Annotated in this window: 23 protein-coding genes; 7 read left to right on the forward strand and 16 right to left on the reverse strand. The window is 66.5% G+C overall.

Annotated elements, in window-relative coordinates; translation table 11 throughout:
• Positions 1–30: 30 nt before the first annotated feature.
• From JLK41_RS22280 to hutI, 3 genes are all read right to left on the reverse strand, one after another.
• Entirely contained in the window at positions 31–1,356 is a 1,326-nt protein-coding gene (locus JLK41_RS22280) for a YjiH family protein (RefSeq protein WP_175252732.1), read from the reverse strand.
• Between the two features lie 93 nt (positions 1,357–1,449).
• Positions 1,450–2,388, reverse strand: a complete 939-nt coding sequence (hutG, locus tag JLK41_RS22285; RefSeq protein ID WP_175252731.1) for a formimidoylglutamase — start codon at positions 2,386–2,388, stop codon at positions 1,450–1,452.
• Positions 2,378–3,589 carry an imidazolonepropionase gene (hutI, locus tag JLK41_RS22290; protein WP_210389831.1) on the reverse strand — a complete coding sequence of 404 codons (1,212 nt, stop codon included), beginning with the start codon at positions 3,587–3,589 and terminating at the stop codon, positions 2,378–2,380. The genes hutG and hutI overlap by 11 nt, the downstream gene beginning before the upstream one ends.
• 215 nt (positions 3,590–3,804) lie before the next feature.
• Between hutI and JLK41_RS22295 the strand changes: the two genes are divergently transcribed.
• A complete protein-coding gene (locus JLK41_RS22295; protein WP_210389832.1) occupies positions 3,805–4,398 on the forward strand; it encodes a HutD/Ves family protein in 594 nt (197 codons plus the stop codon).
• 51 nt (positions 4,399–4,449) lie between these two features.
• Here the strand turns inward: JLK41_RS22295 and JLK41_RS22300 are convergent, their stop codons facing one another.
• From JLK41_RS22300 to bioB, 11 genes are all read right to left on the reverse strand, one after another.
• On the reverse strand, positions 4,450–6,228 hold the full coding sequence (locus JLK41_RS22300) for an acyl-CoA dehydrogenase C-terminal domain-containing protein (RefSeq protein WP_175252728.1): 1,779 nt from the start codon (positions 6,226–6,228) through the stop codon (positions 4,450–4,452).
• A 162-nt stretch (positions 6,229–6,390) separates the two neighbouring features.
• A complete protein-coding gene (locus tag JLK41_RS22305) occupies positions 6,391–8,181 on the reverse strand; it encodes an acyl-CoA dehydrogenase C-terminal domain-containing protein (protein WP_210389834.1) in 1,791 nt (596 codons plus the stop codon).
• A gap of 103 nt (positions 8,182–8,284) precedes the next feature.
• Entirely contained in the window at positions 8,285–9,604 is a 1,320-nt protein-coding gene (locus tag JLK41_RS22310) for a GGDEF domain-containing protein (RefSeq protein ID WP_416359287.1), read from the reverse strand.
• 115 nt (positions 9,605–9,719) lie between these two features.
• The gene (locus JLK41_RS22315) at positions 9,720–11,525 is read right to left on the reverse strand and encodes a phenylacyl-CoA dehydrogenase (protein WP_134676460.1); all 1,806 of its coding nucleotides are present in this window, start codon (positions 11,523–11,525) and stop codon (positions 9,720–9,722) included.
• Between the two features lie 169 nt (positions 11,526–11,694).
• A complete protein-coding gene (locus JLK41_RS22320) occupies positions 11,695–12,429 on the reverse strand; it encodes a putative metalloprotease CJM1_0395 family protein (protein WP_210389836.1) in 735 nt (244 codons plus the stop codon).
• A gap of 52 nt (positions 12,430–12,481) precedes the next feature.
• Complete coding sequence (locus JLK41_RS22325) at positions 12,482–12,781, reverse strand: hypothetical protein (protein ID WP_047592815.1); 300 nt, start codon at positions 12,779–12,781, stop codon at positions 12,482–12,484.
• Between the two features lie 96 nt (positions 12,782–12,877).
• Positions 12,878–13,567 carry a dethiobiotin synthase gene (gene bioD / locus JLK41_RS22330; protein ID WP_210389838.1) on the reverse strand — a complete coding sequence of 230 codons (690 nt, stop codon included), beginning with the start codon at positions 13,565–13,567 and terminating at the stop codon, positions 12,878–12,880.
• A gap of 62 nt (positions 13,568–13,629) precedes the next feature.
• Positions 13,630–14,484: a malonyl-ACP O-methyltransferase BioC gene (bioC, locus tag JLK41_RS22335; protein ID WP_210389840.1), complete on the reverse strand. Its 855-nt coding sequence runs from the start codon at positions 14,482–14,484 to the stop codon at positions 13,630–13,632.
• A complete protein-coding gene (locus JLK41_RS22340; RefSeq protein ID WP_134676458.1) occupies positions 14,477–15,199 on the reverse strand; it encodes an alpha/beta fold hydrolase in 723 nt (240 codons plus the stop codon). Before JLK41_RS22340 ends, bioC begins: the two co-directional genes overlap by 8 nt.
• Entirely contained in the window at positions 15,192–16,361 is a 1,170-nt protein-coding gene (bioF, locus tag JLK41_RS22345) for an 8-amino-7-oxononanoate synthase (RefSeq protein WP_037056074.1), read from the reverse strand. Before bioF ends, JLK41_RS22340 begins: the two co-directional genes overlap by 8 nt.
• 106 nt (positions 16,362–16,467) lie before the next feature.
• Positions 16,468–17,526 carry a biotin synthase BioB gene (gene bioB, locus JLK41_RS22350; protein WP_037056076.1) on the reverse strand — a complete coding sequence of 353 codons (1,059 nt, stop codon included), beginning with the start codon at positions 17,524–17,526 and terminating at the stop codon, positions 16,468–16,470.
• 186 nt (positions 17,527–17,712) lie between these two features.
• On the opposite strand from bioB, the gene JLK41_RS22355 reads away from it, so the two are divergent.
• The 5 genes from JLK41_RS22355 (at position 17,713) to rarD (ending at position 21,921) form a co-directional block, all read left to right on the forward strand.
• Positions 17,713–18,006, forward strand: a complete 294-nt coding sequence (locus JLK41_RS22355) for a hypothetical protein (protein WP_210389841.1) — start codon at positions 17,713–17,715, stop codon at positions 18,004–18,006.
• A 43-nt stretch (positions 18,007–18,049) separates the two neighbouring features.
• Positions 18,050–18,790 (forward strand): ComFC family protein, encoded by a 741-nt coding sequence (locus tag JLK41_RS22360; protein ID WP_210389843.1) that lies wholly within the window; start codon positions 18,050–18,052, stop codon positions 18,788–18,790.
• Positions 18,791–18,851: 61 nt separating this feature from the next.
• Positions 18,852–19,616: a TOBE domain-containing protein gene (locus JLK41_RS22365; protein ID WP_134676523.1), complete on the forward strand. Its 765-nt coding sequence runs from the start codon at positions 18,852–18,854 to the stop codon at positions 19,614–19,616.
• A gap of 74 nt (positions 19,617–19,690) precedes the next feature.
• A complete protein-coding gene (locus tag JLK41_RS22370) occupies positions 19,691–20,665 on the forward strand; it encodes a serine/threonine protein kinase (RefSeq protein ID WP_210389849.1) in 975 nt (324 codons plus the stop codon).
• Positions 20,666–21,024: 359 nt separating this feature from the next.
• Positions 21,025–21,921 carry an EamA family transporter RarD gene (gene rarD, locus JLK41_RS22375; protein ID WP_210389851.1) on the forward strand — a complete coding sequence of 299 codons (897 nt, stop codon included), beginning with the start codon at positions 21,025–21,027 and terminating at the stop codon, positions 21,919–21,921.
• Positions 21,922–22,174: 253 nt separating this feature from the next.
• Here rarD and JLK41_RS22380 read toward each other — a convergent pair whose 3' ends face one another.
• Positions 22,175–22,693, reverse strand: a complete 519-nt coding sequence (locus JLK41_RS22380) for a glycine cleavage system transcriptional repressor (protein WP_037056085.1) — start codon at positions 22,691–22,693, stop codon at positions 22,175–22,177.
• Between the two features lie 33 nt (positions 22,694–22,726).
• A complete protein-coding gene (locus JLK41_RS22385; RefSeq protein ID WP_037056087.1) occupies positions 22,727–23,176 on the reverse strand; it encodes a GNAT family N-acetyltransferase in 450 nt (149 codons plus the stop codon).
• 359 nt (positions 23,177–23,535) lie between these two features.
• Between JLK41_RS22385 and JLK41_RS22390 the strand changes: the two genes are divergently transcribed.
• On the forward strand, positions 23,536–25,713 hold the full coding sequence (locus JLK41_RS22390; protein ID WP_210389853.1) for a malate synthase G: 2,178 nt from the start codon (positions 23,536–23,538) through the stop codon (positions 25,711–25,713).
• Positions 25,714–25,730 lie beyond the last annotated feature (17 nt).

Consider the following 25,730-nt stretch of genomic DNA (forward strand, 5'->3'; position numbering starts at 1 on the left):
TCCTGGGGAGAACGGGTTAGTCACGGGCGGTCAGAGCCAGCCCAGAAATTGTGCGAGGTACGCCAGGGGGATGGCGAACAGCAGGCTGAGCAGGGTGCGCTGCAGCCAGATCAGCAGCAGTTGCCCCAGGCTCAGGGGAATCCGCGTGGCCAACACGCAGGGAATCGAGGCGGAGAGGAACAGCACGCTGCTCACCGAGACGATGGCGGTGACGAACTTGACCAGCACATCGGCGTCCTTGAGCAGCATCGCCGGCAGGAACATTTCCGCGAGGCCGGAGGACAGGGCGCGGGCCACCTGCATCGGCTCGTCCAGACCGAACAGCCAGGTCAGCGGGTAGAGCAGCACGCCGAGGGCATCGAACAGCGGCGTGTACTTGGCCGCGAGCAGCCCGAGCAGGCCGACGGCGAGAATGCTCGGCAGGATCGCGGCGGTCATGCGCAGGCCGTCGACGAAAGTCTCGCGCAGCGCGCAGCGCAACGATGGCGCGCTGCCCGCCTGCTCCAGGCCGGCCCGCCAGGCGCTGCCCAGGCGGCTTTCTCCGGCCTGCAGCTGCGCCTCGGGGATGGCCTCGGACGGCAGCCGCGAGAGTGGGTAGATGCGCGCGCTGACCGCAGTCACGCTGAAGGTCACGGCCATGGCTCCCCAGAAATACAGGTTCCACTGCCCCATCAGGCCAAGGGTCTTGGCGATGATCACCATGAACGGTGCGGACACGGTGGAGAAACCGGTGGCGATGATCGCCGCCTCACGCACGCTGTAGTGCCCCTGCTGATACATGCGGTCGGTGATCAGCAGGCCCACCGAGTAGCTGCCGACGAACGACGCCACGGCATCGATGGCCGACTTGCCGGGTGTCCGCCAGATCGGTCGCATCACCGGTTGCATCAGCACGCCGATCAGCTCGAGCAGGCCGAAGCCGATGAGGAACACCAGGGCCAGCGAACCCAGCGGCACGATCAGCGCCAGGCTGAGCACCAGCTTGTCGAACAGAAACGGCAGCATGCCCGGCTGGTACAGCGCCTGCGGCCCGAGCTGCAACAGGTAGGCCAGTCCGATCAGCAGGCCGAATACCTTGAGGACGCTGAACGCGGTGTGGGTCAGGCTCCTGCGCCAGCTGCCGTCGAGCCAGGGCGCCAGCGCGCCGTAGAGCATGAACAGCAGGGCCAGGCCGATCACCAGCGGACGCGCGTGCAGTTGCAGGGCGCTGGCGGCGTGGTCGAGGAGGATGGTCGAGCGCCCGCCGATGTCGAACGGTACGAAGAACAGCAGCAGGCCGATCAGGCTGTAACCCAGCAGGCGCGCCAGGGCACGCGGGCGCGACACGCTGCCGCTCAGTGACAGGGGTTCAGACATGGCGCGGCTCCTGGCCGCTGCGGCGGGCGATGACGTACATGGGAGGTTCCTCGTAGTTGTTGTTGTGCGAGAAAGCGTCGGGTTGGCGCCTGCTCAGAGACTGAGCAGGTGGATCAGCCGCGCCGCCGCCTTGGCGGTGCGGTTGTCGATGTCGTGGTTCGGGTTGAGCTCGGCGAAATCCACCAGACGCAGCTTGCCGCTGCGCTTGAGGCCTTCGAGCAGCGGCTCGAGCAGCGCCAGCGGCACCCCGCGCGCGGCCGGTGCGCTGACGCCCGGCGCCTCGCAGGCGGGCAGCACGTCGATATCGATGGTCAGGTACAAGGCGTCGCAGTCGGCGAGGAAGGCCTCCAGCTCAGCCGCGATGGCGGCCAGGCCGGCCTCGCGCATCTCGTGGTCCTCGCGCACCAGCACGTTCAGCTCGGCAGCGCGGGAGAACAGCGCGCGGGTATTGCTGGCTCGGCTGACGCCCAGGCAGGCGTAGTGGAACGGCCAGCCACGGGCCTGGCACTGCTCGGCGATCTGCGCGAAGGGCGTACCCGAGGACTGCACGTGAGCCGGATCGCGCAGGTCGAAATGCGCGTCGAAGTTGACGATGCCGATCTTCGGCGCCGTCTTCCGTCCGGCGAAATGCTCGGCCAGGCCGGACCAGCTGCCGAAGGCCACCTCATGGCCGCCACCGAGCACCAGCGGCAGGTGCCCCGCCTCCAGCAGCGCACAGACGCCACGCGCCAGGCGCGCCTGGGCGGCGGCCAGGTCACCGTCCTCGCAGATCACGTCGCCGGCGTCGAAGGCCGGCGCTTCACGGTGCCAGGCCAGGTTGGCCAGTGCCTTGCGCAGGGCCAGCGGCCCGCCGGCGGCGCCGACACGGCCATGGTTGCGCCGCACGCCCTCGTCACAGGCGAAGCCGAGCAGGGCCAGGCCTGGCTCGCGGGCCTCGGCCAGCGGCTGGATGCGCTGGTGCCAGCGCGGGCTGTCCGGCTCGGGGTCGATACGGCCGGTCCAGGCGTCGAGGGAGAAACGATCAGCGAGCATGGGTGATGACTCCGTTGAAAATGCGCTGGCGCAGGCGCCCGCTCTGCACCGCGTAGGCCAGTTCGGCCGGGTGCTGGATGTCCCACAGGCACAGGTCCGCCGCTGCGCCGACGGCGATCCGTCCCAGCTCGGGCAGGCCGAGGGCGCGGGCAGCATGGGCGGTCATGCCGGCCAGGGCTTCACGCGGGGTCAGGCGGAACAGGGTGCAGGCCAGGTTGGCCATCAGACTCGGCATGCAGATCGGCGAGGTGCCGGGGTTGGCGTCGCTGGCGACGGCCATCGGCACCTGGTACTGGCGCAGCAGGTCGATGGGCGGCAACTGCGTTTCGCGCAACACGTGGAAGGCGCCGGGCAGCAGCACGGCAACGGTGCCGGCCTCGGCCATGGCCCGCACGCCGGCCTCGTCGAGGTATTCGATATGGTCGGCCGACAACGCGCCGTAGCGCGCGGCCAGGGCGCTGCCACCGAGGTTGGACAGCTGCTCGGCATGCGCCTTGATCGCCAGGCCGTGCGCCTGGGCGGCCTGGTAGATGCGCTCGCACTGCGCCGGGGAAAAACCGATGCCTTCGCAGAACACATCCACCGCGTCGGCCAGCCCTTCGCCAGCGGCGGCCGGGATCATCTCGTCGCAGACCAGGCTCACGTAATCATCGGCGCGTCCGGCGTATTCCGGAGGCAGCGCATGGGCACCCAGCAGCGTGGTGGTGACGCGCACCGGGCGCAGCTCGCCGAGACGACGGGCGACACGCAGCATCTTCAATTCGTCGCTCAGGGTCAGGCCGTAGCCGGACTTGATCTCCACGGTGGTCACGCCATCGGCGAGCAGCGCGTCGAGACGCGGCAGGCTGGCGGCGAGCAGCGCCTCCTCGCTGGCTTCGCGAGTCGCGCGCACGGTGCTGAGGATGCCGCCGCCGGCCTTGGCGATCTCGGCGTAGCTGACCCCTTCCAGGCGCTGCTCGAATTCACCGGCGCGGTCGCCGGCGTAAACCAGGTGCGTGTGACAGTCGACCAGGCCCGGCGTCATCACCCCACCCTGTCCCGCTTCGACGGCGCCCAGGGCGTCCGCTTCGGCGAACGCCCGCGACGGCCACATGCCGGCCACGCGACCGTCGTCGACGCGCACGGTCATCGCCTCGTCCAGCAGCGCCTGGCCATCGAAGACCTGAACGTCGCGCCACAGCTGTTTCGAATTGGAATGCATCGGCCTGGTGCTCTTTGCGCTTTATTTGTATATACAATAGAAACGAATCGAATCGACGTCAAGCCGGCGACGCATGCCAAGATCATCCGCCTGTCGCTTGACCGTTGCAGTGATACGTTATGATTGCAGCCACCTCCGCGACACGCGGGGAGTGACGAGGCAAGCGGTCGCCATACCGGCGATTCGCCCAATATGTATATACATTAGAGAAGACCATGCCCTACACCCTGCTCGACCCCAGCAGCGCCATCGCCATGCCCTGGAAGAACGGCGGCGGCTCGACGCTGGAACTGGCCATCTGCCCGACAGGTGCCAGCCTGGACGACTTCGACTGGCGCATCAGCAGCGCGAGCGTCGCCTCCAGCGGTGCCTTCTCCCGCTTCCCCGGCATCGACCGCAGCCTGGTCGTGCTGGCCGGCAAGGGCTTGCACCTGCAGCGGGAAAACGGCCGGCGCGAGACGCTGTCAGGCGACGGCACCATCGCAGTGTTCGGCGGTGAGGAGGCGATCAGCGCGCAGCTGCAGGACGGCCCCATCACCGACCTCAACCTGATGACGCGACGCGGCGCCTGGACGCATGACCTGCAGGCGCTGAGGCTGCAGGGCGAACAGCTCGTGGAGAACGATGCCGAGGTACTGCTGTTGTGGAACGCGGCGCAGACCGCCGTCAGGGTCGATGCAGGCGGTGTGCTGCACGACATCGCGGCGGGCAACGGCCTGCTCGTGGAGAACGAGCCGGGGCCGCTGCACCTGCAGTCGCAGCGCCCTGCCCTGCTCTACCTGGGCAGGCTGAAGGCGCGCTGCCGCTGAAATGAAAAACCCCGGCACAGGGGCCGGGGCTCATCCACCACGCAGCAGGACTCAGAACTGCGCGGCATCCAGCAGGTACAGCGATTCGCTGCCGGCCTTGACCGAGGCGCTCAAGGAGTGAACGCGCGGCAACAGGCGGGCGAAGTAGAAGCGCGCCGTGCCCAGCTTGCTGGCGTAGAACTCGTCCTGAGCTTCCTTGCCCAGCGCCGCGCGCGCCATCAACGCCCACATGTAGGCGTAGGCGGTGTAGCCGAACACGTGCAGGTACTCCACCGACGCCGCGCCGATTTCGTTGGGGTTGCTCTTGGCACGATCCAGGACCCAGGCGGTCAGCTCATCGAGGTTCTGCACCGCCGCGGTCAGCGGCTGGGTGAACTCGGCGAGGCCGGCATCGGCCGCGGCGACGAACGCCTTGATCTCGTCGGACAGGTGCTTGTAGAAGCTGCCACCGCTACCCACGATCTTGCGCCCCATCAGGTCCAGCGACTGGATGCCGTTGGTGCCTTCGTAGATCTGGGTGATGCGGCAGTCGCGCACCAGCTGCTCCTGGCCCCACTCACGGATGAAGCCATGGCCGCCGAAGATCTGCTGGCCATGCACGGTGGTTTCCAGCGCCATGTCGGTGAGGAAGGCCTTGGCCACCGGCGTCAGCAGGGCGACCAGTTCGTCGGCGCGCCTGGCGGTGTCCTTGTCCTCGCTGTACTTGGCGGTGTCCAGCTGCATGGCGACGTAGCTGGAAAAGGCACGGCCGCCCTCGTTCAGCGCCTTCATGGTCAGCAGCATGCGACGCACGTCCGGGTGCACGATGATCGGGTCGGCTGCTTTGTCTTTTGCCTGCGGGCCGGTCGGGGCACGGCTCTGGATGCGCTCGCGCGCATACTCGACGGCGCTCTGGTAGCTGCGCTCACCCAGTGCCAGGCCCTGGATGCCAACGCCCAGACGCTCGTAGTTCATCATGGTGAACATGGCGTTGAGACCCTTGTTCACTTCGCCGACCAGGTAGCCGGTGGCGCCATCGAAGTTCATCACGCAGGTGGCCGAGGCCTTGATGCCCATCTTGTGCTCGATGGAGCCGCAGCCCAGGGCGTTCTTCTCACCCAGCGAGCCGTCGGCATTGACCATGACCTTGGGCACGATGAACAGCGAAATGCCTTTCGGGCCAGCCGGCGCATCCGGCAGCTTGGCCAGCACCAGGTGGATGATGTTCTCGGTCAGGTCGTGCTCACCACCGGTGATGAAGATCTTGGTGCCGGTGACCTTGTAGCTGCCATCGGCCTGGGGCTCGGCCTTGGTGCGGATGATGCCCAGGTCGGTGCCGGCATGCGGCTCGGTCAGGCACATGGAGCCGGCCCAGACGCCGGCATACATGTTCGGCAGGTACTGCGCCTTCAGCTCTTCGCTGGCGTGGTTGAGAATCGACAGGCAGGCACCGGCGGTCAGCATCGGGTAGAGGCCGAAGGACAGGTTGGCCGAGTTGACCATTTCCTCGACCTGAGCGCCGATCACCTTGGGCATGCCCATGCCGCCGAACTCCGGCGAGCCACCGACCCCCACCCAGCCGCCTTCGGCGTAGGTCTGGTAGGCCTCGGGGAAGCCTGCCGGCGTTTTCACCGCACCGTCGTCCCAGGAGCAGCCTTCTTCATCGCCACTGCGGTTCAGCGGCGCGATGCTGCCTGCGGTGACCTTGCCGGCCTCCTCCAGAATGGCGCTGGCGGTATCGGCATCGACCACTTCGGCCAGGGCCGGCAACTCGGCCCAGAGCTTGGAGACATCGAATACTTCATTGAGCACGAAGCGCATGTCGCGCAGGGGGGCTTTGTAATCGGCCATGACACATCCTCGAAAAGCGGACTTACGTATGTGGACCGAGTTTAATCCAACAACTTTTCAGACACATAGGGTCATGTTGTGACCAGATATTCAGTCACCGCTCATATGTCCATGAAATGAAAAGGCCCGCCAGAAGGCGGGCCGAATTGCCTCGACCAGCGGTCAGAAGGCGAAGTGTTCTTCCGCCAGCTGCATGGTGCTGACGCTGCCCGCCGACATCGCCAGACGATGCGCCTCGGTGCGCGGCAGGATGCGCTGGAAGTAGAAGCCGCACGTCACCAGCTTGGCCTGATGGAAGCCATCGTCATCCCCTTGCGCAAGCTTTTCCTGGGCGACCACAGCCATGCGCAACCAGAAGTAGGCCAGGGTGACATAGCCCGAATACATCAGGTAATCGACCGACGCCGCGCCGACCTCGTCCGGATTCTTCATCGCGGCCATGCCGATGCTCTGCGTCAGCTCCCCCCACTGCCGGTTCAACGCCGCCAGCTGCGCCACCTGCGGGGCCAGTTGCGGATGCTCCTGCTGGGCCTCGCAGAACTTGTGCAGGACACGGGTGAAACCGCGCAGCAATTTGCCCTGGCTGCCCAGCACCTTGCGCCCGAGCAGGTCGAGGGCCTGGATGCCATTGGTGCCTTCATAGATCGGCGCGATGCGGCAATCGCGCACCAGTTGCTCCATGCCCCACTCACGGATGTAGCCATGCCCGCCGAAAACCTGCATGCCGTGGTTGGTGGCCTCGAGCCCGGTCTCGGTCATGAAGGCCTTGCAGATCGGCGTGAGCAAGGCCAGCAGGTCCTCGGCCTCCTGGCGCGCTTCGGCCGTCTCGGCGCGGTGCGCGACATCGATCAGCTGCGCAGTGAAGTAGGCCAGCGCGCGGTTGCCCTCGTTGAACGCTTTCATGGTCAGCAACATGCGGCGGACATCGGGGTGCACGATGATCGGATCGGCCGCCTTGTCCGGCGCCTTCGGCCCCGTCAGCGCGCGCATCTGCAGGCGCTCCCTGGCGTAACGCAGGGCGCCCTGATAGCTGGCCTCGCCCAGGCAGAGGCCCTGCATACCGGTGCCCAGGCGGGCATGGTTCATCATGGTGAACATGCAGGCGAGGCCCTTGTTGGCCTCGCCGATCAGGTAACCGGTCGCCGCGTCGAAGTTGATCACGCAGGTTGCCGAGGCCTTGATGCCCATCTTGTGCTCGATGGAGCCGCAGCTCACCGCATTGCGCGCGCCGACGCCGTCGCCCTGGGGCAGGAACTTGGGCACGATGAACAGGGAAATGCCCCGGGTGCCGGCAGGCGCGTCGGGCAGCTTGGCCAGCACCAGGTGCACGATGTTCTCGCTCATGTCGTGCTCGCCCGCGGAGATGAAGATCTTCGTCCCGGAGATCGCATGGCTGCCATCGGCCTGCGGCACGGCGCGCGTCTTGATGATGCCCAGGTCGGTGCCGCAATGCGGCTCGGTCAGGCACATGGTGCCGGTCCAGCGGCCTTCGGTGAGGCGCGTCAGGTAGGTCTGCTTCTGCTCTTCGCTGCCATGGGCGTGGATCGCGGACATGGCGCCATGGGTCAGCCCCGGGTACATGGCCCAGGACTGGTTGGCCGAGGCGACCATCTCGGCGACGATCAGGCCGAGTGACTCGGGCAGGCCCTGCCCGCCATGCAGCGGGTCGGCGGCCAGCCCCATCCAGCCACCCTCGGCATACTGCGCGAAGGCCTCCTTGAAGCCCTTGGGCGTGGTCACCACGCCGTTGTCGAAATGGCAGCCCTCCTCGTCACCGCTGCGGTTCAGCGGGGCCAGCACCTGCTCGCAGAACTTGGCGCCCTCCTCGAGAATCGCCGCGACCATATCCGGGCTCGCATCGTCGGCCCCCAGGCTGGCGTAGTGGGCGGGAAAGGCAAAGACATCGTCGATCAGAAAGCGCATGTCGCGCAGCGGGGCCTTGTACTCGGGCATGGTCGTTCTCCATTCGGGTAGCGGTCAGGTGCCCCACGCTACTGCCGCGAATGGAACGGCAACAATGATCGTTGGCCGCCTGAATGCGCCGCCATAAGCCGGCTCAGTCGGCCGGGGCGCTGACCTTCACTGCACCACGTCGCTGCCCGGCGCTGCGAATGCAGTTACGCCCGGCGGCCTTGGCGCTGTACAGCGCCTTGTCCGCTTCCTTGATCACTTCCTGCGGTGTGCGCTGCTCGGCCTGGCGCTCGGCCACGCCCATGCTGACCGTCACCGAAACCTCGCTGGCCGCTTTGCCGGCACGGCGCTGCTTGCCCTCGCGATCATCACGCGGACGGCTCTGCTTGTCGCGCAGCTGCATGCGGTACTGCTCGATGGCCAGGCGCACGGCCTCCATGTGCGGCACGCATTGCTCCACGCTCTTGCCGGGAAACAGCAGGGTGAATTCCTCGCCGCCATAGCGGTAGGCCTTGCCGCCACCGCCGACCTTGCGCAGCTGGCTGGCGACCAGGCGCAACACCTGGTCGCCGACGTCATGGCCATGGGTATCGTTGAATTTCTTGAAGTGATCGACATCGACCATGGCGATCACATAGTCACGCCCGAGGCGCTGCAGACGCTCGTTGAGCGCACGCCGTCCGGGCAGGCCGGTCAGCTCGTCACGGAAGGCCATCTGGTAGGCCTCGTGCGCCACCGCCGCCACCAGCATGAGCATGACCATGCTGCTCATCACCTGCAGCGCATGGGCCATGATGAACACCTGCGGCAGCATCCACAGCAGGCCGACAAGCCCGACCAGTTGCGCCGCGTGCAAGGGCCGCGGGCGTCGCAGGTACTGCACCAGCAGCGCGACGAAAGCGACCAGGAACACCAGGTAGGTCAGCTGCGCGAGGCTCATCCAGGCGCCGTGCAACGCCGGCCAGTGAATCTGCGCCAGCCAGTCGGCGATGCCCTGTGGATAACGGCGTCCGAGCGCGAAGGCCACCGCACTGACCGCCAGCAGGACCAGCGCCCGCGCCAGCATGTCCTGGGCCAGGTGCGAACGCTCCTCCCAGCAGCCGTAGAGGGCGTAGAGCATCGGCAACAGCAGGCAGATCAGGTGAAAGACCAGGACGGCGTCGTCCCTGACCTGGCCGTTGTCACGGAAGTGATCGACCTGGATATCGAGCATGAAGTAGCCGACGTACAGCACCAGCAGCAGGAAGACCTCGCGCTGGCGGCCATAGGCCAGACAGAAGGCGCCGCCGAGCAGCAACAGCAGGGTCGGCAGGACATTGAACAGGGAGATGAAGAATTCGCTGAGCACCGGCAGCCGGGCAGCCACGAACGCGCCGACCAGCAACGGCAGCGAGGAGAGGAAATGGCTGAGGCGCAGATTGGCCGGACGGATCACGCGGACACCCTGAGCAAGAGATGAAGGCATTCTGCCTGCTTCGATGATTGAAAACAGCGACAGGATGCGACATTCCCTTCAGTACGACGCGCAAAAACGCAAACGCCGCCCCGAAGGGCGGCGTTTGCGATCAACCGTGACGGAATCAGAAGCCGAGCGCGAAGTGCTCTTCGTCCATGTCCATCAGGTTGCTGGCGCCGGACAGCATGGTCTCGACGTGCGCGCGAGTGCGCGGCAGGATGCGCGCGAAGTAGAAGCGGGCAGTCTGCAGCTTGGCCTTGTAGAAGGCCTCGTCACCCGCACCGGCAGCCAGTTTCTCGGCAGCCAGGCGCGCCATGTCGGCCCAGAAGTAGGCCAGGCAGGCGTAACCGGAGTACATCAGGTAGTCCACCGAAGCGGCACCGACTTCCTCGCGATCCTTCATCGCCGCCATGCCGATCTTCATGGTGATGTCGCCCCACTCCTTGTTCAGCTTGGCCAGCGGCTCGACGAATTCCTTGACGGCGTCGTTGCCCTCGTTGGCCTGGCAGAACTTGTGCACGATCTTGGTGAAGTTCTTCAGCGCGCCGCCCTGAGTCATCAGCACCTTGCGGCCCAGCAGGTCGAGCGCCTGAACGCCGGTGGTGCCTTCGTACATCATGGAGATGCGGCAGTCACGCAGGTTCTGCTCCATGCCCCACTCGCTGATGAAGCCATGGCCACCGTAGATCTGCATGCCGTGGGAAGCGGACTCGAAGCCCACTTCGGTCATGAAGGCCTTGGCGATCGGCGTCAGGAACGCCAGCAGCTCGTCGGCGACCTTCTTCTCTTCTTCGTTGTCGCTGTGCTGAACGATGTCCACCTGCTTGGCGGTGAAGTAGACCATGGCACGGTTGCCTTCGGCGAAGGCCTTCATGGTCAGCAGCATGCGGCGCACATCCGGATGCACGATGATCGGGTCAGCGGCTTTTTCCGGCGCTTTCGGGCCAGTCAGCGAACGCATCTGCAGACGCTCACGGGCGTACTTGATGCCACCCTGGAAGCCGACTTCGGCGTGGGCCAGGCCTTGCAGCGCGGTACCCAGACGAGCGGTGTTCATGAAGGTGAACATGCAGTTCAGGCCCTTGTTGGCCGGGCCGATCAGGAAGCCGGTGGCGCCGTCGAAGTTCATCACGCAGGTGGCGTTGCCGTGGATGCCCATCTTGTGCTCGATGGAGCCACAGGAAACGGCATTGCGCTCGCCTACGCCGCCATCGGCGTTGGGCATGAACTTCGGCACGATGAACAGCGAGATACCCTTGGTACCGGCCGGTGCATCGGGCAGGCGGGCCAGGACGATATGGACGATGTTGCCGGCCATGTCGTGCTCACCCGCAGAGATGAAGATCTTGGTGCCGGTGACCTTGTAGCTGCCGTCGGCCTGCGGTTCGGCCTTGGTGCGCAGCATGCCCAGGTCGGTACCGCAATGCGGCTCGGTCAGGCACATGGTGCCGGTCCACTCGCCGGATACCAGCTTGGTCAGGTAGGTGTGCTTCTGCTCGTCGGTACCGTGGGCGCTCAGGGTGTTCATCGCACCGTGGGAGAGGCCCGGGTACATGCCCCACGACCAGTTGGCCGAACCGACCATTTCGCTGATCGCCAGACCCAGCGACTCCGGCAGACCCTGACCGCCGTGCTCGACGTCATGGGCCAGGCTCGGCCAGCCGCCTTCGACGAACTGCTGATAGGCCTCCTTGAAGCCCGTCGGGGTTTTCACACCGGACTCGCTCCAGGTGCAGCCTTCGGTGTCACCCACGCGGTTCAGCGGCGACAGGACCTGCTCGCAGAACTTCGCGCCTTCCTCGAGGATGGCGTCGACCATGTCCGGAGTGGCGTCCTGGCAACCTGGCAGGCTCTGGTAGTGCGCTTCGTAGCCCAGCAGCTCGTCACGAACGAAACGAATGTCACGCAAGGGGGCCTTGTAGTCAGGCATAGCGGTAAACCTCTGCGGTGGATTCCTAGTAGTTGGGGTGACCGTCTTGGCGGTCGCTCTCGGGATCACTCCCGGCTGCCCGGCCACGAGGCTGCGGCCGAAGCAATCAAACAGGCGTTTGAAACATACGTTTACGCCAACCCCTTGTCAAGCGCTGCCAATCGCCCCGTCACGCGACCAGATCGATGCCGGGCTCCGACGACGGCAACTCGCCCAGGCGCCGGTACAGGTCAAGGTCAGGTGCGGGCGGCACGGCCTGCTGGCCCTGCTCGTCAGACGCCTCCTGGGCTTGCCGTTCGTCGTCACGCCCCTTGCTCTCCTCGCTGGCGCTGGCGGCTTCGTCGCGGCGCAGCTCGGCCAGCTCCACCCGCGCCTGCGCCGCCTTGGCCTGGGCCTGGGCGGCCACGCGCAGATCCTGCGCGGAGGGCTCGGCGGGTGCGAGGGCGGCACGCAGCACGACTTCCATCTTGCGCAAGGTGGCTTCGGGGTCATTGGGAACAGCGGCCGTGTCGATGCCGACCTCGCCGGAGACGGCATAGCGCTGGCCGTCAGGGCCACGCTTGAAGCTGTAGGTCGGTGAACCGGCGTACTGCCCGCCGACAGCCGCATGGGCCTGTTCGTGGGTGCGCACTTCGCGATCGCGCTGAACCAGATCGGCGATCTCCAGCTGCTGCTGGCGCTGCTCCCGGGGGCTGGCTTCGGCGCTGTCGTCCGTCGTATCGGTGGAGGCACGGTCAGCCTCTTCGCGCCCGGAGGCGCTGGAATTCGCCTGCTGCTCCTGCGGCGCGGTCACGGGTGCCTGGTCGGCACGGGCGATATCGGGGGAAACGTCGGACGAGAGGGGCCGAGCCGAAGAGAAGGACGGCGCAGGGACGAAAGGTGGCACGCTGTTGCCGATCTGCATGTGCTCCCTCCTACCCCGTTGCAGGCCGCATCCACGGCCGGGGTGGAACTACTTACGCACGCGTGTCGATGAGCGTACCCAGCACCTCATCGGCGGTTTCCACGACACGTGAGCTGGCCCGCACCTCGTTCTCGCCAACGCGCAAGGCGACCAGGCTTTCCGCCAGGTCGGGGCGCGTCTGCTCGGCAGACTGTGGCGTGGGGTTCACCTGGTTCTGCGGTGGCGTCTGGCTGGGCTGCTGCGGCTCGGTCACCGCGTTGCTGGCGATGTCGCTGGCCGCCTGCTCGACACGGCGTTGCCCGGCCTGGATGCCGTTCAAGCCCGAACTGAATGCATTGCTGGAGATTTCCATCGGCAGCTCCCAAGGGGAAATAAAACCTGATGCTACGTATTGAAGCAGAAGTCGGCTAAAAAATGTACAGACAAAAGGCTATGGTCCGCCGGCTGTTTATTCCCAGTCGGCCAGACGTTCCAGCGCCAAGTGCTGCGCCACCGCTGCGGCGCTCGCATCTGCCAGGTACGGCAGCCGGCCCAGGCACGGGGCGGGCAATCGCTCGCCCAGGGTCGCCAGGTTCTCTTCCAGGCGCGAGGTCTGCGGGTCGACGATATTGGCGACCCAGCCGGCAAGCTCGAGCCCGTCACGTTCGATGGCCTCGGCCGTCAGGACCGCGTGGTTGATGCAGCCCAGACGTACACCCACGACCAGGATCACCGGTATCGCCAGCGCCTGGGCCAGATCCGACAGACTCTCGCGCCCGGCCAGGGGTACACGCCAGCCACCGGCACCTTCGACCAGGGAGAAGTCGGCGTTCCTTGCCAGGATCGCGCGTACCGGGCTGGCCAGGCTGGCGACAGTCAACTCGACGCCGACCTCGCGCGCCGCCAGGTGCGGCGCGATCGCCGGTTCGAACGCCAGCGGGTTGACCTCCTCGTAGCGCAGCGGCAGCGAACACTGCGCCAGCAGGGCCAGTGCATCGTCATTGCGCAACCCGTGCGGCGTTCGCTGGCAACCGGAGGCGACCGGCTTGGCCGCCGCAGTACTCAACCCACGCAGGCGGGCAGCATGCAGCAGGCCGGCAGCGATGGTGGTCTTGCCGATCTCGGTATCCGTCCCCGTGACGAAGTAGGCGTGCGTCATGACGATGTCTCCCGTCGCTGCTATCCGAAGGTGTCTTTCTGGCGGGCGATTGCGGGCCGCCGCTAGGCGACGCCAGCAACGTCGCCCGGAAGTTTCTGCAACACGCCGTAGACCACCTGATAGGTGGCAGGCAGCCCGGCGGGTTGACGCAAGCGTTCGTAGGCCTCGACCAGCGCGCGAATGCGCGCACGCCCGGTCAGGCCGCCCGGCCGGCCAGGGTTGAGGTTGTGCGCGCCGAGGTCCTTGAGCGAAGTGGTCAGGCTGCGCAGGTCGGGGAAATGCAGCGTTTGCGCCTGGCGCTGCAGGCTCAGCACCTGCATGCCACTGGCGGCGCAACACTGCTGGTAGTCCTCGAACCGGCGGAAGCGATTGACGTGGACGAAGCCGTCGACCGCCTGCCAGCTGTCGCGCAACTCCTGCAGGGTGCCGACGCACAGGCTGGAGAACGCGAGCGCGCCGCCGGGGCGCAACACCCACTGCGCTTCGCTCAGCACGCGCGGGAAATCGGCGCACCACTGCAGCGCCAGGCTGGAGAACAGCAGGTCGACGCTGGCCGCCTGCAGCGGCAGGGCCTCGGCATCACCGGCGATGAAGTGCGCGGCGCCCCCCTGGGGCCTGGCATGACGCAGCATGCCTTCGGCAATGTCCAAGGCCAACCCCGTCCCCTGCCCGTAGCGCTCGCCAAGGGCGCGGGTGAAATAACCGGTGCCGCTGCCCAGGTCCAGCCAGCGATGCGGCTGCAGCGAAACCGGCAGACGCGCCAGCAGTTGCGTGCCGACATGGCGCTGCAGCTCGGCCACGGCATCGTAGCTCGCCGCCGCTCGCGAGAACGACGCCGCCACCTGGCGCTTGTCCGGCAGGGCCGCCGTGCTCACCTCGGCGTCGGAGCCCTGCGCGCGTTCGGAACGCTCAGCCATCGTCGGACTCACGGATGAAATCCAGCATCAGCGCCGCCACGCTGTCAGCCTGCTCGTGCACGAAGGCATGACCACAACCCTCCAGCACATCCACCTCGCCCGCCGGCAACAGCGCCAGCAGCGCGTCGCCCGCCGCAGCCGGGACCAGGGCGTCCAGCTCGGCCAGCAGATGCAGCTGCGCCCCGCCGAAGGCCGCCAGCGGCGCACGATTGTCGAGGCTCGCCAGAACCCGCAGGCCGGCGAGCAGTGCCGCCTCGTCACCCGCGAGCAGGTGGGCCTGCAGCTGCCGCGACAGGCCGCGCGCATCTGCAGCGCCCTGGGCACAGAGCATGGCGAAGCGTTTCAGGGTCGCGCCGGCATTTGCCTGGCAGCCCTGGTAGAACGCGTTGTAGGTGTCCTCGGCCAGCGCCTGCGGCCAGCGCTCGCTGGCCACGAAGCAGGCATTGCTGGCCAGGGTAATCAGGCCGCGGCAACGCGCGCCGCGCCGCGCCGCCAGGGCAGCGGCGAGCATGCCGCCCAGCGACCAGCCGGCCAGCCAGCAACCATCGGCCAGACGCGCATCCAGCTCGTCGAGCCAGTCCCCGGCAGACGCGGAGGCCAGCCTGGGCAGTGCGGCGACCTGCACCTGGCACTCGCCACCCAGTGCATCCGCGAGGGGTTGCAGCACGGCCGCATCGAAGCCCCAGCCGGGCAGCAGAATCAGTTTCTCAGTCATCGGTGTGCACCTGGGGCCAGCATTCGGCCAAGGCTTCGAGCAGCAGTTCGAGCTGCGCTGCGCTATGGGCGGCGGAGAGGGTCACGCGCAGGCGCGCGCTGCCGGCCGGCACGGTCGGCGGACGGATGGCGCCGACCAGCATGCCGCGCGCCTTGAGCAACGCAGAAAGCTTCAGGGCACGGGCGCTGTCACCCACCAGGATCGGCTGAATCGGCGTCGGGCTGTCCATCAGGTCCAGGCCGATCTCGCTGGCGCCCTGACGGAAGCGGGCAATCAGCCCGGCCAGGTGTTCGCGGCGCCAGCTCTCGGTACGCAGCAGCTCCAGGCTCTTCAGCGTGGCGCAGGCCACGGCGGGCGGCTGGCTGGTGGTGTAGATATAGGGGCGGGCGAACTGGATCAGCGTCTCGATCAGCTCTTCGCTGCCAGCGACGAAGGCACCGGCGGTACCAAAGGCCTTGCCCAGGGTGCCGACCAGCACCTGCACGTCATCCTGGCCCAGGCCGAAATGTTCGACGATGCCAGCGCCGGTCGCCCCCAACGGGCCAAAGCCATGGGCGTCGTCGACCATCACCCAGGCATCCTTGAGCCGCGCCTCGGCGCACAGCGCCGGCAGGTCGGCCAGGTCGCCATCCATGCTGAACACCCCATCGGTGACCACCAGGCAGTTGCCGCTGGCCTTGCGCAGGCGATTGGCCAGGCTGACCGCATCGTTGTGCAGGTAGCGCGAGAAGCGCGCGCCGGACAGCAGGCCGGCGTCGAGCAGCGACGCGTGGTTGAGGCGATCCTCCAGCACGCTGTCACCCTGGCCGAGCAGCGCGGTGACGACGGCGAGGTTGGCCATGTAGCCCGTGGAGAACAGCAGCGCGCGCGGGCGTCCGGTGAACGCGGCGAGCGCCTCTTCCAACTCATGGTGAGGCGTGCTGTGGCCGATCACCAGGTGCGACGCGCCGCCACCGACGCCCCATTGCTCCGCGCCCTGCTGCAGCGCGCGAATCACCTCGGGGTGGTTGGCCAGGCCCAGGTAATCGTTGGAGCAGAACGCCAGCAGCTCCTGGTCATCAGCACGCACCTGTGGACCCTGCGGGGTCTGCAGCAGAGGACGGCTGCGGAACAGGTCGGCTGCCTGGCGCTCGGCCAGGCGGGCAGCAAGATCGAAAGACATGGCAGGCACCGGAGAACGGTGGATAACCGCAAGCGGGTCAGCCACCCTGCGCATGACCTCGGGCTGCGCAGGGCGGATGACGCTTCATTCATCCACCTGGGAGATATCAGGCCGAGGCCGCGTTGTAGAACAGCTGGGAATCGCGTTGCTCGACCAGGGCCTGCTCGATGGCTGCCTGGTGCACCTCGTCGGCATGTTCCTCGCGCTCTTCCGGCTTGATGCCGAGGCGCTTGAACAGGGCCATGTCCTTGTCGGCCTGCGGGTTGGCGGTGGTCAGCAGCTTCTCGCCGTAGAAGATCGAGTTGGCACCGGCCATGAAGGCCAGGGCCTGCATCTGCTCGTTCATCTGCTCGCGACCGGCGGACAGGCGCACATGGGACTGCGGCATCATGATGCGCGCCACCGCCAGGGTGCGGATGAAGTCGAACGGATCGACGTCCTTCTCTTCGGCCAGCGGCGTGCCCTTGACCTTGACCAGCATGTTGATCGGTACGCTTTCCGGGTGCTCGGGCAGGTTGGCCAGCTGGATCAGCAGCCCGGCGCGGTCGTCCACCGACTCGCCCATGCCGAGAATGCCGCCGGAGCAGATCTTCATGCCCGCCTCGCGCACGTAGGCCAGGGTCTGCAGGCGCTCGCCGTAGGTGCGCGTGGTGATGATGTTGCCGTAGAACTCCGGCGAGGTGTCGAGGTTGTGGTTGTAGTAGTCCAACCCCGCATCGGCCAGCGCCTGGGTCTGTTCCTGGTCCAGACGACCGAGGGTCATGCAGGTTTCCAGGCCGAGCTTCTTCACGCCTTTGACCATTTCCAGCACGTAGGGCATGTCCTTGGCCGACGGATGCTTCCACGCCGCGCCCATGCAGAAGCGCGTCGAGCCGATGGCCTTGGCCTCGGCCGCCGCCTCCAGCACCTTCTGCACCTCCATCAGCTTTTCCTTGTCCAGGCCCGTGTTGTAGTGGCCGGACTGCGGGCAGTACTTGCAGTCCTCCGGGCAGGCACCGGTCTTGATCGACAGCAGGGTCGAGACCTGCACGCGGTTGGGATCGAAGTGCGCGCGGTGTACCGTCTGCGCCTGGAACAGCAGATCGTTGAAGGGCTGCTCGAACAGCGCGCGAACTTCGGCGAGGGACCAATCGTGGCGGGCGGTGGTTGCTGCGGTTGCGCTCATCTGGGAAATCCTTCGACGCTTGGTGGCATCTGTTTGAGGGGGCATTCAGGCTCAGGCCATCATAAGTGGCAGTTGGATGCTGTCAACCGCAAGAAAGGCACAGGTTTACCACTGATCACATATTGATCGATCGAACTTCCATCATGGCATCTTGCCCAATGCCTATCGCCAATACAGGACGCTTGCATGCAGGTAGAAGGTTTCTTCGAAGGACTCGGCCAGGTACTGGGTCGCGCCATCCGTTTCGTCGTGGACGTGCTGTCCGGTGCGCTGGGAGCCGTTGCCGATGCGTTCGACGATTTCCTCCGCGGCCTGGCCAGCGCCATCGGCATGGACGTCTCGATCTTCAGCATCATCCTGCTGTTCATCGGCCTGCTGTTTCTCTACAACGGCGTGCGTGCGCTGCTGAGACGCTCGATCATCGGCGGGGTCATCTGGCTGTTCCTCGGCCTGGTGGTGATGGGCTGGTTGATTCGCTGAGACCTGCTAGGCTCGGGGCTCCGTCGCTCAAGGATGAGCCGTCATGCCCGGATTCGACCTGCGTTCGCTGCAACGCCTCGGCTGGTTGCGCCTGCGGCGCCACTGCCAACTGTGCGACGACGCCAACGACCACCCCACGCACGGCATCTGCACGGCCTGTGAAGCCGAGCTGCCCTGGCTGGGCGCGCATTGCCTGGTCTGCGCCGTACCCTTGCTCGCGCAAGGTCTGACCTGCGGCGCCTGCCAGAAGAAGGCGCCAGGCTTCACCCACGTGGAAGCGCCGTGGCGCTATGCCTTCCCGGTAGACAGCCTGATCACCCGCTTCAAGCACCAGGGCCAGTGGCCGCACGGTCGCCTGCTCGCCGAGTTGCTGGCCGAGCACCTGCGCCACGCCTATGCCGAGGGCCTGCCCAGGCCACAGGCCTTGCTGCCGGTGCCACTGGCTCAGCGGCGGCAACGGCAGCGTGGCTTCAACCAGGCGCAGATGCTCGCCGACTGGCTGGGCGCCAGCCTGCAGTTGCCGGTTCACGGCGACTGGTTGCGGCGCCCGCTCGATACCCCTGCGCAGCAGGGGCTGAACGCCGCCACGCGCAAGCGCAACCTGCGCCAGGCATTCGCCCTGGAGCCGCAGGCCCAGCTCCGCGGCGCTCATCTGGCGCTGGTCGATGACGTGCTGACCACGGGCGCGACCGCCAGCAGCATCGCCCAGCTGCTGCACCGCGCCGGGGCGTCACGCATCGACGTTTACTGCCTGGCCCGCACGCCAGCACCGGGTGACGGCTGACTTGACGTGCCGGGCGCAGTCACGCACCGTGCCCGACATTCTTCTCGCCTGCCCGTCCGCCATGTCTCAGCTCGACCCTCTCGCGCAACTACTCAGCCGTCGCCCCAAACGCCTGGCCCTGCTGGAACGGATTGCCGAGCTGGGCTCCATCACCCGCGCCGCCAAGGCCGCCGGGCTGAGCTACAAGGCGGCCTGGGACGCCATCGACGAGCTGAACAATCTTTCCGAGCAGCCGCTGGTCAGCCGCAGCGTCGGCGGCAAGGGCGGTGGCGGCGCACGCCTGACGCCAGCCGGCGAGCGCCTGCTGGCCCTGCACCAGCGCGTGCAGGCGCTGCAGGCCCAGTTGCTGCTGGCCGCCGAGGACGACGCCGACCTGCAACTGCTCGGCCGCCTGATGCTGCGCACCAGCGCGCGCAACCAGCTCGCCGGTCGCGTGCGTGCGATTCATCCTTGCGGGCACAACGACCTGATCGATATCGAGCTGCCGGGCGGTGAGCGGCTGCAGGCGCAGATCACCCATGACAGCACGGACAACCTGCACCTGCAGCCGGGCAGCAACGTCGTCGCCCTGATCAAAGCCGGCTGGCTGGAACTGCACCCGCTGCACGCGCCCCGCGACGAACAGCGCAATGCCCTCGAAGGGCGCATCGAACAGATCATTCCGGCGCTCGACGGCCCCAGCGAAGTACGCATCGGCCTGGCCAGCGGCCAGACCCTGTGCGCCTTGATCGCCGCCGAGCAGCTGACCGCACTGGGCCTGAACCGCGACGACCCGGTCCGTGCCCAGTTCGCCGCCAGTCAGGTGCTGCTCGGCACCCAGCTGTAGCGCACCGGCGACAACCAGCCCCCGGTGCCTCGCGCAAGCCGGTAGACTGGGCGCCCACTTGTGCGGAGCCGTTCATGAGCCATCCTTTTTCGACCCTCACCCCGGACCTGGTGCTCGACGCTGTGGAAAGCCTCGGCTACCTCAGCGACGCTCGCGTGCTGGCGCTGAACAGCTACGAGAACCGCGTCTATCAGGTCGGCATCGAGGGCGAGACGCCGCTGATCGCCAAGTTCTACCGCCCTGATCGCTGGAGCGACGCGGCGATCCGTGAAGAGCATGCCTTCAGCGCCGAGCTGGCCGAGCATGAGGTGCCGGTGGTGGCGCCGCTGTCACGCAACGGCGAGACGCTGTTCGCGCATGGCGGTTTTCGCTTCGCCCTGTTCCCGCGCCGTGGTGGCCGCGCCCCGGAGCCCGGCAATCTCGACCAGCTGTATCGCCTCGGCCAGTTGCTCGGGCGCATGCACGCCATCGGCGCCAGTCGTCCGTTCGCCCACCGCGAGACCCTGGCGGAGGACAACTTCGGCCATGCCGCCCTGGGCGCGCTGCTCGACGGCGGTTTCGTTCCGAAAAGCCTGCTGCCGGCCTACGAGTCGGTCGCCCGCGACCTGCTGGCGCGCCTCGACGAGCTGTTCTCCCGCGTGCGCTACCAGGCCATCCGCCTGCATGGTGACTGCCACCCCGGCAACCTGCTGTGCCGCGATGACAGCTTCCATATGGTCGACCTGGATGACTGCCGCATGGGCCCGGCCGTGCAGGACCTGTGGATGATGCTGGCCGGCGAACGCCATGAGCGCCTCGGTCAGCTTGCAGAACTGGTCGATGGCTATCAGGAATTCCATGATTTCGCCGCCCGCGAACTGCCGCTGATCGAGGGCCTGCGCGCTCTGCGCCTGATGCACCACAGCGCCTGGATCGCACGGCGCTGGGACGACCCGGCCTTCCCCCTGGCCTTTCCCTGGTTCGCCGGCGAGCGCTACTGGGGCGACCAGATTCTCGCCCTGCGCGAGCAGCTGGCTGCGCTGGATGAGGAGCCGTTGCGGCTGTTCTGAAACCTGGCCTGGCTGCGCGCCCGGCGTGAATCCGAGCCACGCCCTGGCGTGAGGTCATTGCGGCTATACGGGAGATGGAGCCTTCGCGGCTGAAGCCGCTCCTACCGGTGTTCGCCTGTGCCGTAGGAGCGGCTTCAGCCGCGATGCTTGCCGTTCCATCCCGCGGCCCCGGATCGCATCCGGGCTACCCAGCGGCTGCGCCGGCCCCGCATACCGATACAGTTGCGCGCACCGCGTAAAGTTTGCCTTACGACTTTCCCCCAGGCCTGGGCAGCCAGGGAAACTGAACGGACAGACAAGTCCGGGGCCAGAAGACTAGAATTTGCCGGCCCCTCAAGCCGCCCCAGCAAGGATCATCGATGGCCACCGCCAACCCGCAGCGCGGGTACATTCTGGGCCTTACCGCCTACATCATCTGGGGCCTGTTCCCCCTCTACTTCAAAGCCCTGCAAAGCGTACCCGCGATGGAAATCATCGTTCATCGCGTGCTCTGGTCGGCGCTGTTCGGCGGCTTGCTGCTGTTCGTCTGGAAGCACCCTGGCTGGTGGCGCGAGCTGCGTGACAACCCCAGGCGCCTGGCGGTGCTCGCCGGCTGCGGCCTGCTGATCGCCACCAACTGGCTGGTGTACGTCTGGGCGGTGAACAACGGGCGCATGATCGAGGCCAGCCTGGGCTACTACATCAACCCGCTGATCAACGTTCTGCTCGGCCTGCTGATCCTCGGCGAACGCCTGCGCCGCCTGCAGTGGCTGGCCGTCGCGCTGGCCGCGCTGGGCGTGCTGCAGCAGCTCTGGCAGGTCGGCAGCCTGCCCTGGGTCTCACTGGTGCTGGCCCTGACCTTCGGTTTCTACGGGCTGATTCGCAAGCAGGCGCCAGTGGCGGCCCTGCCCGGCCTGGTGGTGGAAACCTGGCTGCTGCTGCCGTTGGCACTGGGCTGGCTGCTCCTGCACCCGGCGGCCACGAGCAGCCAGGCAAGCTTCTGGACCAGCAGCGAGGCCCTCTGGCTGGCGGCGGCAGGCCCGATCACCCTGGTGCCGCTGGTGTGCTTCAATGCGGCGGCGCGGCACCTGCCCTACACCACGCTGGGCTTTCTGCAGTACCTGGCGCCCACGCTGGTGCTGCTGCAGGCCATCCTGCTGTTCGACGAGCATTTCTCGCCGAGCACCCTGCTCGCCTTTGCCTGCATCTGGGCTGCGCTGATTGTATACAGCATCGATATCTGGCTGAGCCTGCGCAAGCGTTCGCCCGTTCGATAGGCAGCAGGAGGCGGCGCCGAGGCGTTGCGCGCCGTGCTCGCTGCACAGAAAACGCTCAGCGGGCTGCAGGCCGCGTCGCTCCTGGCGCCGCCTCGTTCACCCCAGGCTTATCCACAGATCCATCCCCGGCATTTGTGCACAAGCCATTGATCCTGCTGATTTTTTAGCCAGATAACGAAAAGCCCCGGCGCACTAGGTGGTGCGTCGGGGCTCCCCAGTTTATCCACAGGCTGATCCACGCAGGCCGTGGATATCAGTCCTCGGCACGCAGGTTCAGCTCGACCATCAGGTCATCGGCCAGGGTCTCCAGGCGTGCCTGCAACTGCTCCAGTTCCAGCGACTCGGGCACCGCCAACATGGCTTCGGCGGTGAACAGCAGCTCGCCGCTCATGGGCGCCGGCGCCACTTCCGTCAGCAGGTTTTCCAGGTTGACGCCCTGCTCGGCAAGCACACGGGTGATGTCGCGGACGATACCCGGACGGTCGTTACCCACCAGTTCCAGGCGAATCGAGGTGAAGCGTCCGCCGGGCTCGCTGCCACTGGCCGCCAGTTGCACGCGAATCCCCTGTGCGCTCAGGGCTTCGAGCTCCCGGATCAGCGCGCCATGCGCCTCGCCCGGCACGTCCACCCGCACGATCCCGGCGAACTGCCCGGCCATGCGCGCCATGCGGCTCTCCAGCCAGTTGCCGCCGTGGGCCGCGACGCAGCCAGCCAGGCGCTCGACCAGGCCGGGTTGATCCGCGGCAATCACCGTCAATACCAGATGATCCATCTACTGCCCCTCTCTCATGTCATAGCCACAGGGTCAGCGCTTCAGCGCCAGCCAATAGGTAAGGAACTGTTCGTCACGCACATAGCCGAGACGCTCGTAGAGACGCTGCCCGGCCAGGTTGCTCTTCGCCGTCTCCAGCTGCAGGCCACAGGCACCCGTGGCCTCGGCGTGGGCACGGGCCGCGTTCATCAGCGCCTCGCCGACACCTGCGCGGCGGGACGCTTCGTCCACATACAGATCGCTGAGCAGCCAAGCCGGTTCCAGCGCCAGCGAGGAGAACAACGGATAGAGCTGGACGAACCCCTGGGCAACGCCCTGCGCGTCGCGGGCGATGAACAGCTGCGCGTCGCCGCGTTGCAGGCGCTCGCCGAGGAAATCCGCGATATCCGACTCTGCCCTCGGCACCTGGTAGAAACGCAGGTAGCCGGCGAACAGACGCACGAGATCGACCAGGTCATTGGCACTAGCAGCAGATACCGTCATGAGGCACTCCAGAATGCATGACAGGCAGTATAGGCGAGGCGGCGTAGGCCATATTCGCGTGCTTGTCAGTAGCCAGAGCAATTAATCGTGTACGTTTTTACGATTTTTATGAAACAATGACACTCTTTTTTGCACACACAGCGTATCGATAATGACCAAAAAGACCTTTTCGGTCGCGGACTGACGTATCCCCACTGCATTTCCCCCGAATCTTGATGTAGTATGCCGCGCCTTGGACTACAAGACGGCAAGGCCGTCTCCGACGAGCCTCTTCAAAGGCGTAGTCGATGGCAACGCAGGTAGTTTCAGAGGGGCCCGAAGTGGCTTTTGAGTAGAGCTCAGAGAGAGTGAGGCAAGTGATGACTGAACGCGTTCAAGTCGGTGGCCTGCAGGTCGCCAAAGCCCTGTACGACTTCGTGAACAACGAAGCCATCCCCGGTACCGGCATCGCTGCCGACAGCTTCTGGGCTGGCGCCGCCGCGGTCATCAAGGACCTGGCACCGAAGAACCGTGCCCTGCTGGCCAAGCGTGACGAGCTGCAGGCGCAGATCGATGCCTGGCACCAGGCGCGCCAGGGTCAGGCTCATGACGCCGCTGCCTACAAGGCCTTCCTGCAGGAGATCGGCTACCTGCTGCCGGAGCCGCAGGACTTCCAGGCCACCACGCAGAACGTCGACGAAGAGATCGCCCGCCTGGCCGGCCCGCAGCTGGTCGTGCCGGTCATGAACGCCCGCTTCGCCCTCAACGCCTCGAACGCCCGCTGGGGTTCGCTGTACGACGCACTGTACGGCACCGACGTGATCAACGAAGAAGGTGGCGCCGAGAAGGGCAAGGGCTACAACAAGGTCCGTGGCGACAAGGTCATCGCCTTCGCTCGCGCCTTCCTCGACGAGGCCGCTCCGCTGGCCGCCGGCTCGCATGTCGATTCCAGCGCCTACAAGATCGTCGACGGCAAGCTGGTCGTCGGCCTCAAGGGCGGCAGCAACACCGGCCTGCGCGACGACGCGCAACTGGTCGGCTTCCAGGGTGACGCCAGCGCACCGGTCGCGGTTCTGCTCAAGCACAATGGCCTGCACTTCGAAATCCAGATCGATGCCAGCAGCCCCATCGGCAGCACCGACGCCGCCGGCGTGAAAGACGTGCTGATGGAAGCAGCGCTGACCACCATCATGGACTGCGAAGACTCCGTCGCCGCCGTCGATGCCGACGACAAGGTCGTGGTCTACAAGAACTGGCTGGGCCTGATGAAGGGCGACCTGGCCGAGGAAGTGTCCAAGGGCGGCAGCACCTTCACCCGCACCATGAACCCGGACCGCGTCTACACCAAGGTCGACGGTGGCGAACTGACCCTGCACGGCCGTTCGCTGCTGTTCGTGCGCAACGTCGGTCACCTGATGACCAACCCGGCCATCCTCGATGCCGAGGGCAACGAGATTCCGGAAGGCATCCAGGACGCGCTGTTCACCAGCCTGATCGCGGTGCACAACCTGAACGGCAACACCAGCCGCAAGAACACCCGCACCGGCAGCGTCTACATCGTCAAACCGAAGATGCACGGCCCGGAAGAAGTCGCCTTCACCAGCGAGATCTTCGCCCGCGTCGAGGATGTGCTGGGCCTGGCCCGCAACACCCTGAAAGTCGGCATCATGGACGAAGAGCGCCGCACCACCGTCAACCTCAAGGCCTGCATCAAGGCCGCCAGCGAGCGCGTGGTGTTCATCAACACCGGCTTCCTCGACCGTACCGGTGACGAGATCCACACCTCCATGGAAGCGGGCGCGGTCGTGCGCAAGGCCGCCATGAAGAGCGAAGCCTGGATCGGTGCCTACGAGAACAACAACGTCGACGTCGGCCTGGCCACCGGCCTGCAGGGCCGTGCGCAGATCGGCAAGGGCATGTGGGCGATGCCGGACCTGATGGCCGCCATGCTCGAGCAGAAAGTCGCGCACCCGCTGTCCGGCGCCAACACCGCCTGGGTCCCGTCGCCGACCGCCGCCACCCTGCACGCCCTGCACTACCACAAGGTCGACGTGTTCGCCCGTCAGGCCGAGCTGGCCAAGCGCACCCCGGCGTCGGTGGATGACATCCTGACCATCCCGCTGGCCAAGGACACCAACTGGTCAGCGGAAGAAATCCGCAACGAGCTGGACAATAACGCGCAAGGCATCCTCGGCTACGTGGTGCGCTGGATCGACCAGGGCGTCGGCTGCTCCAAGGTGCCAGACATCAACGATGTCGGCCTGATGGAAGACCGCGCCACCCTGCGTATCTCCAGCCAGCTGCTGGCCAACTGGCTGCGCCACGGCATCGTCAGCGAGGCGCAGGTGGTCGAGAGCCTCAAGCGCATGGCACCGGTGGTCGACCGCCAGAACGCGGCCGACCCGCTGTATCGCCCGATGGCCCCGGACTTCGACAGCAACGTCGCCTTCCAGGCCGCGCTGGAGCTGGTCGTCGAAGGCTGCAAGCAGCCCAACGGCTACACCGAGCCGGTCCTGCACCGCCGTCGCCGCGAGTACAAGGCCAAGAACGGCCTGTGATACCCGCGCAGCAGGTA

Source organism: Ectopseudomonas khazarica, assembly GCF_017915135.1.
Classification (GTDB): Bacteria; Pseudomonadota; Gammaproteobacteria; order Pseudomonadales; family Pseudomonadaceae; genus Aquipseudomonas; species Aquipseudomonas khazarica.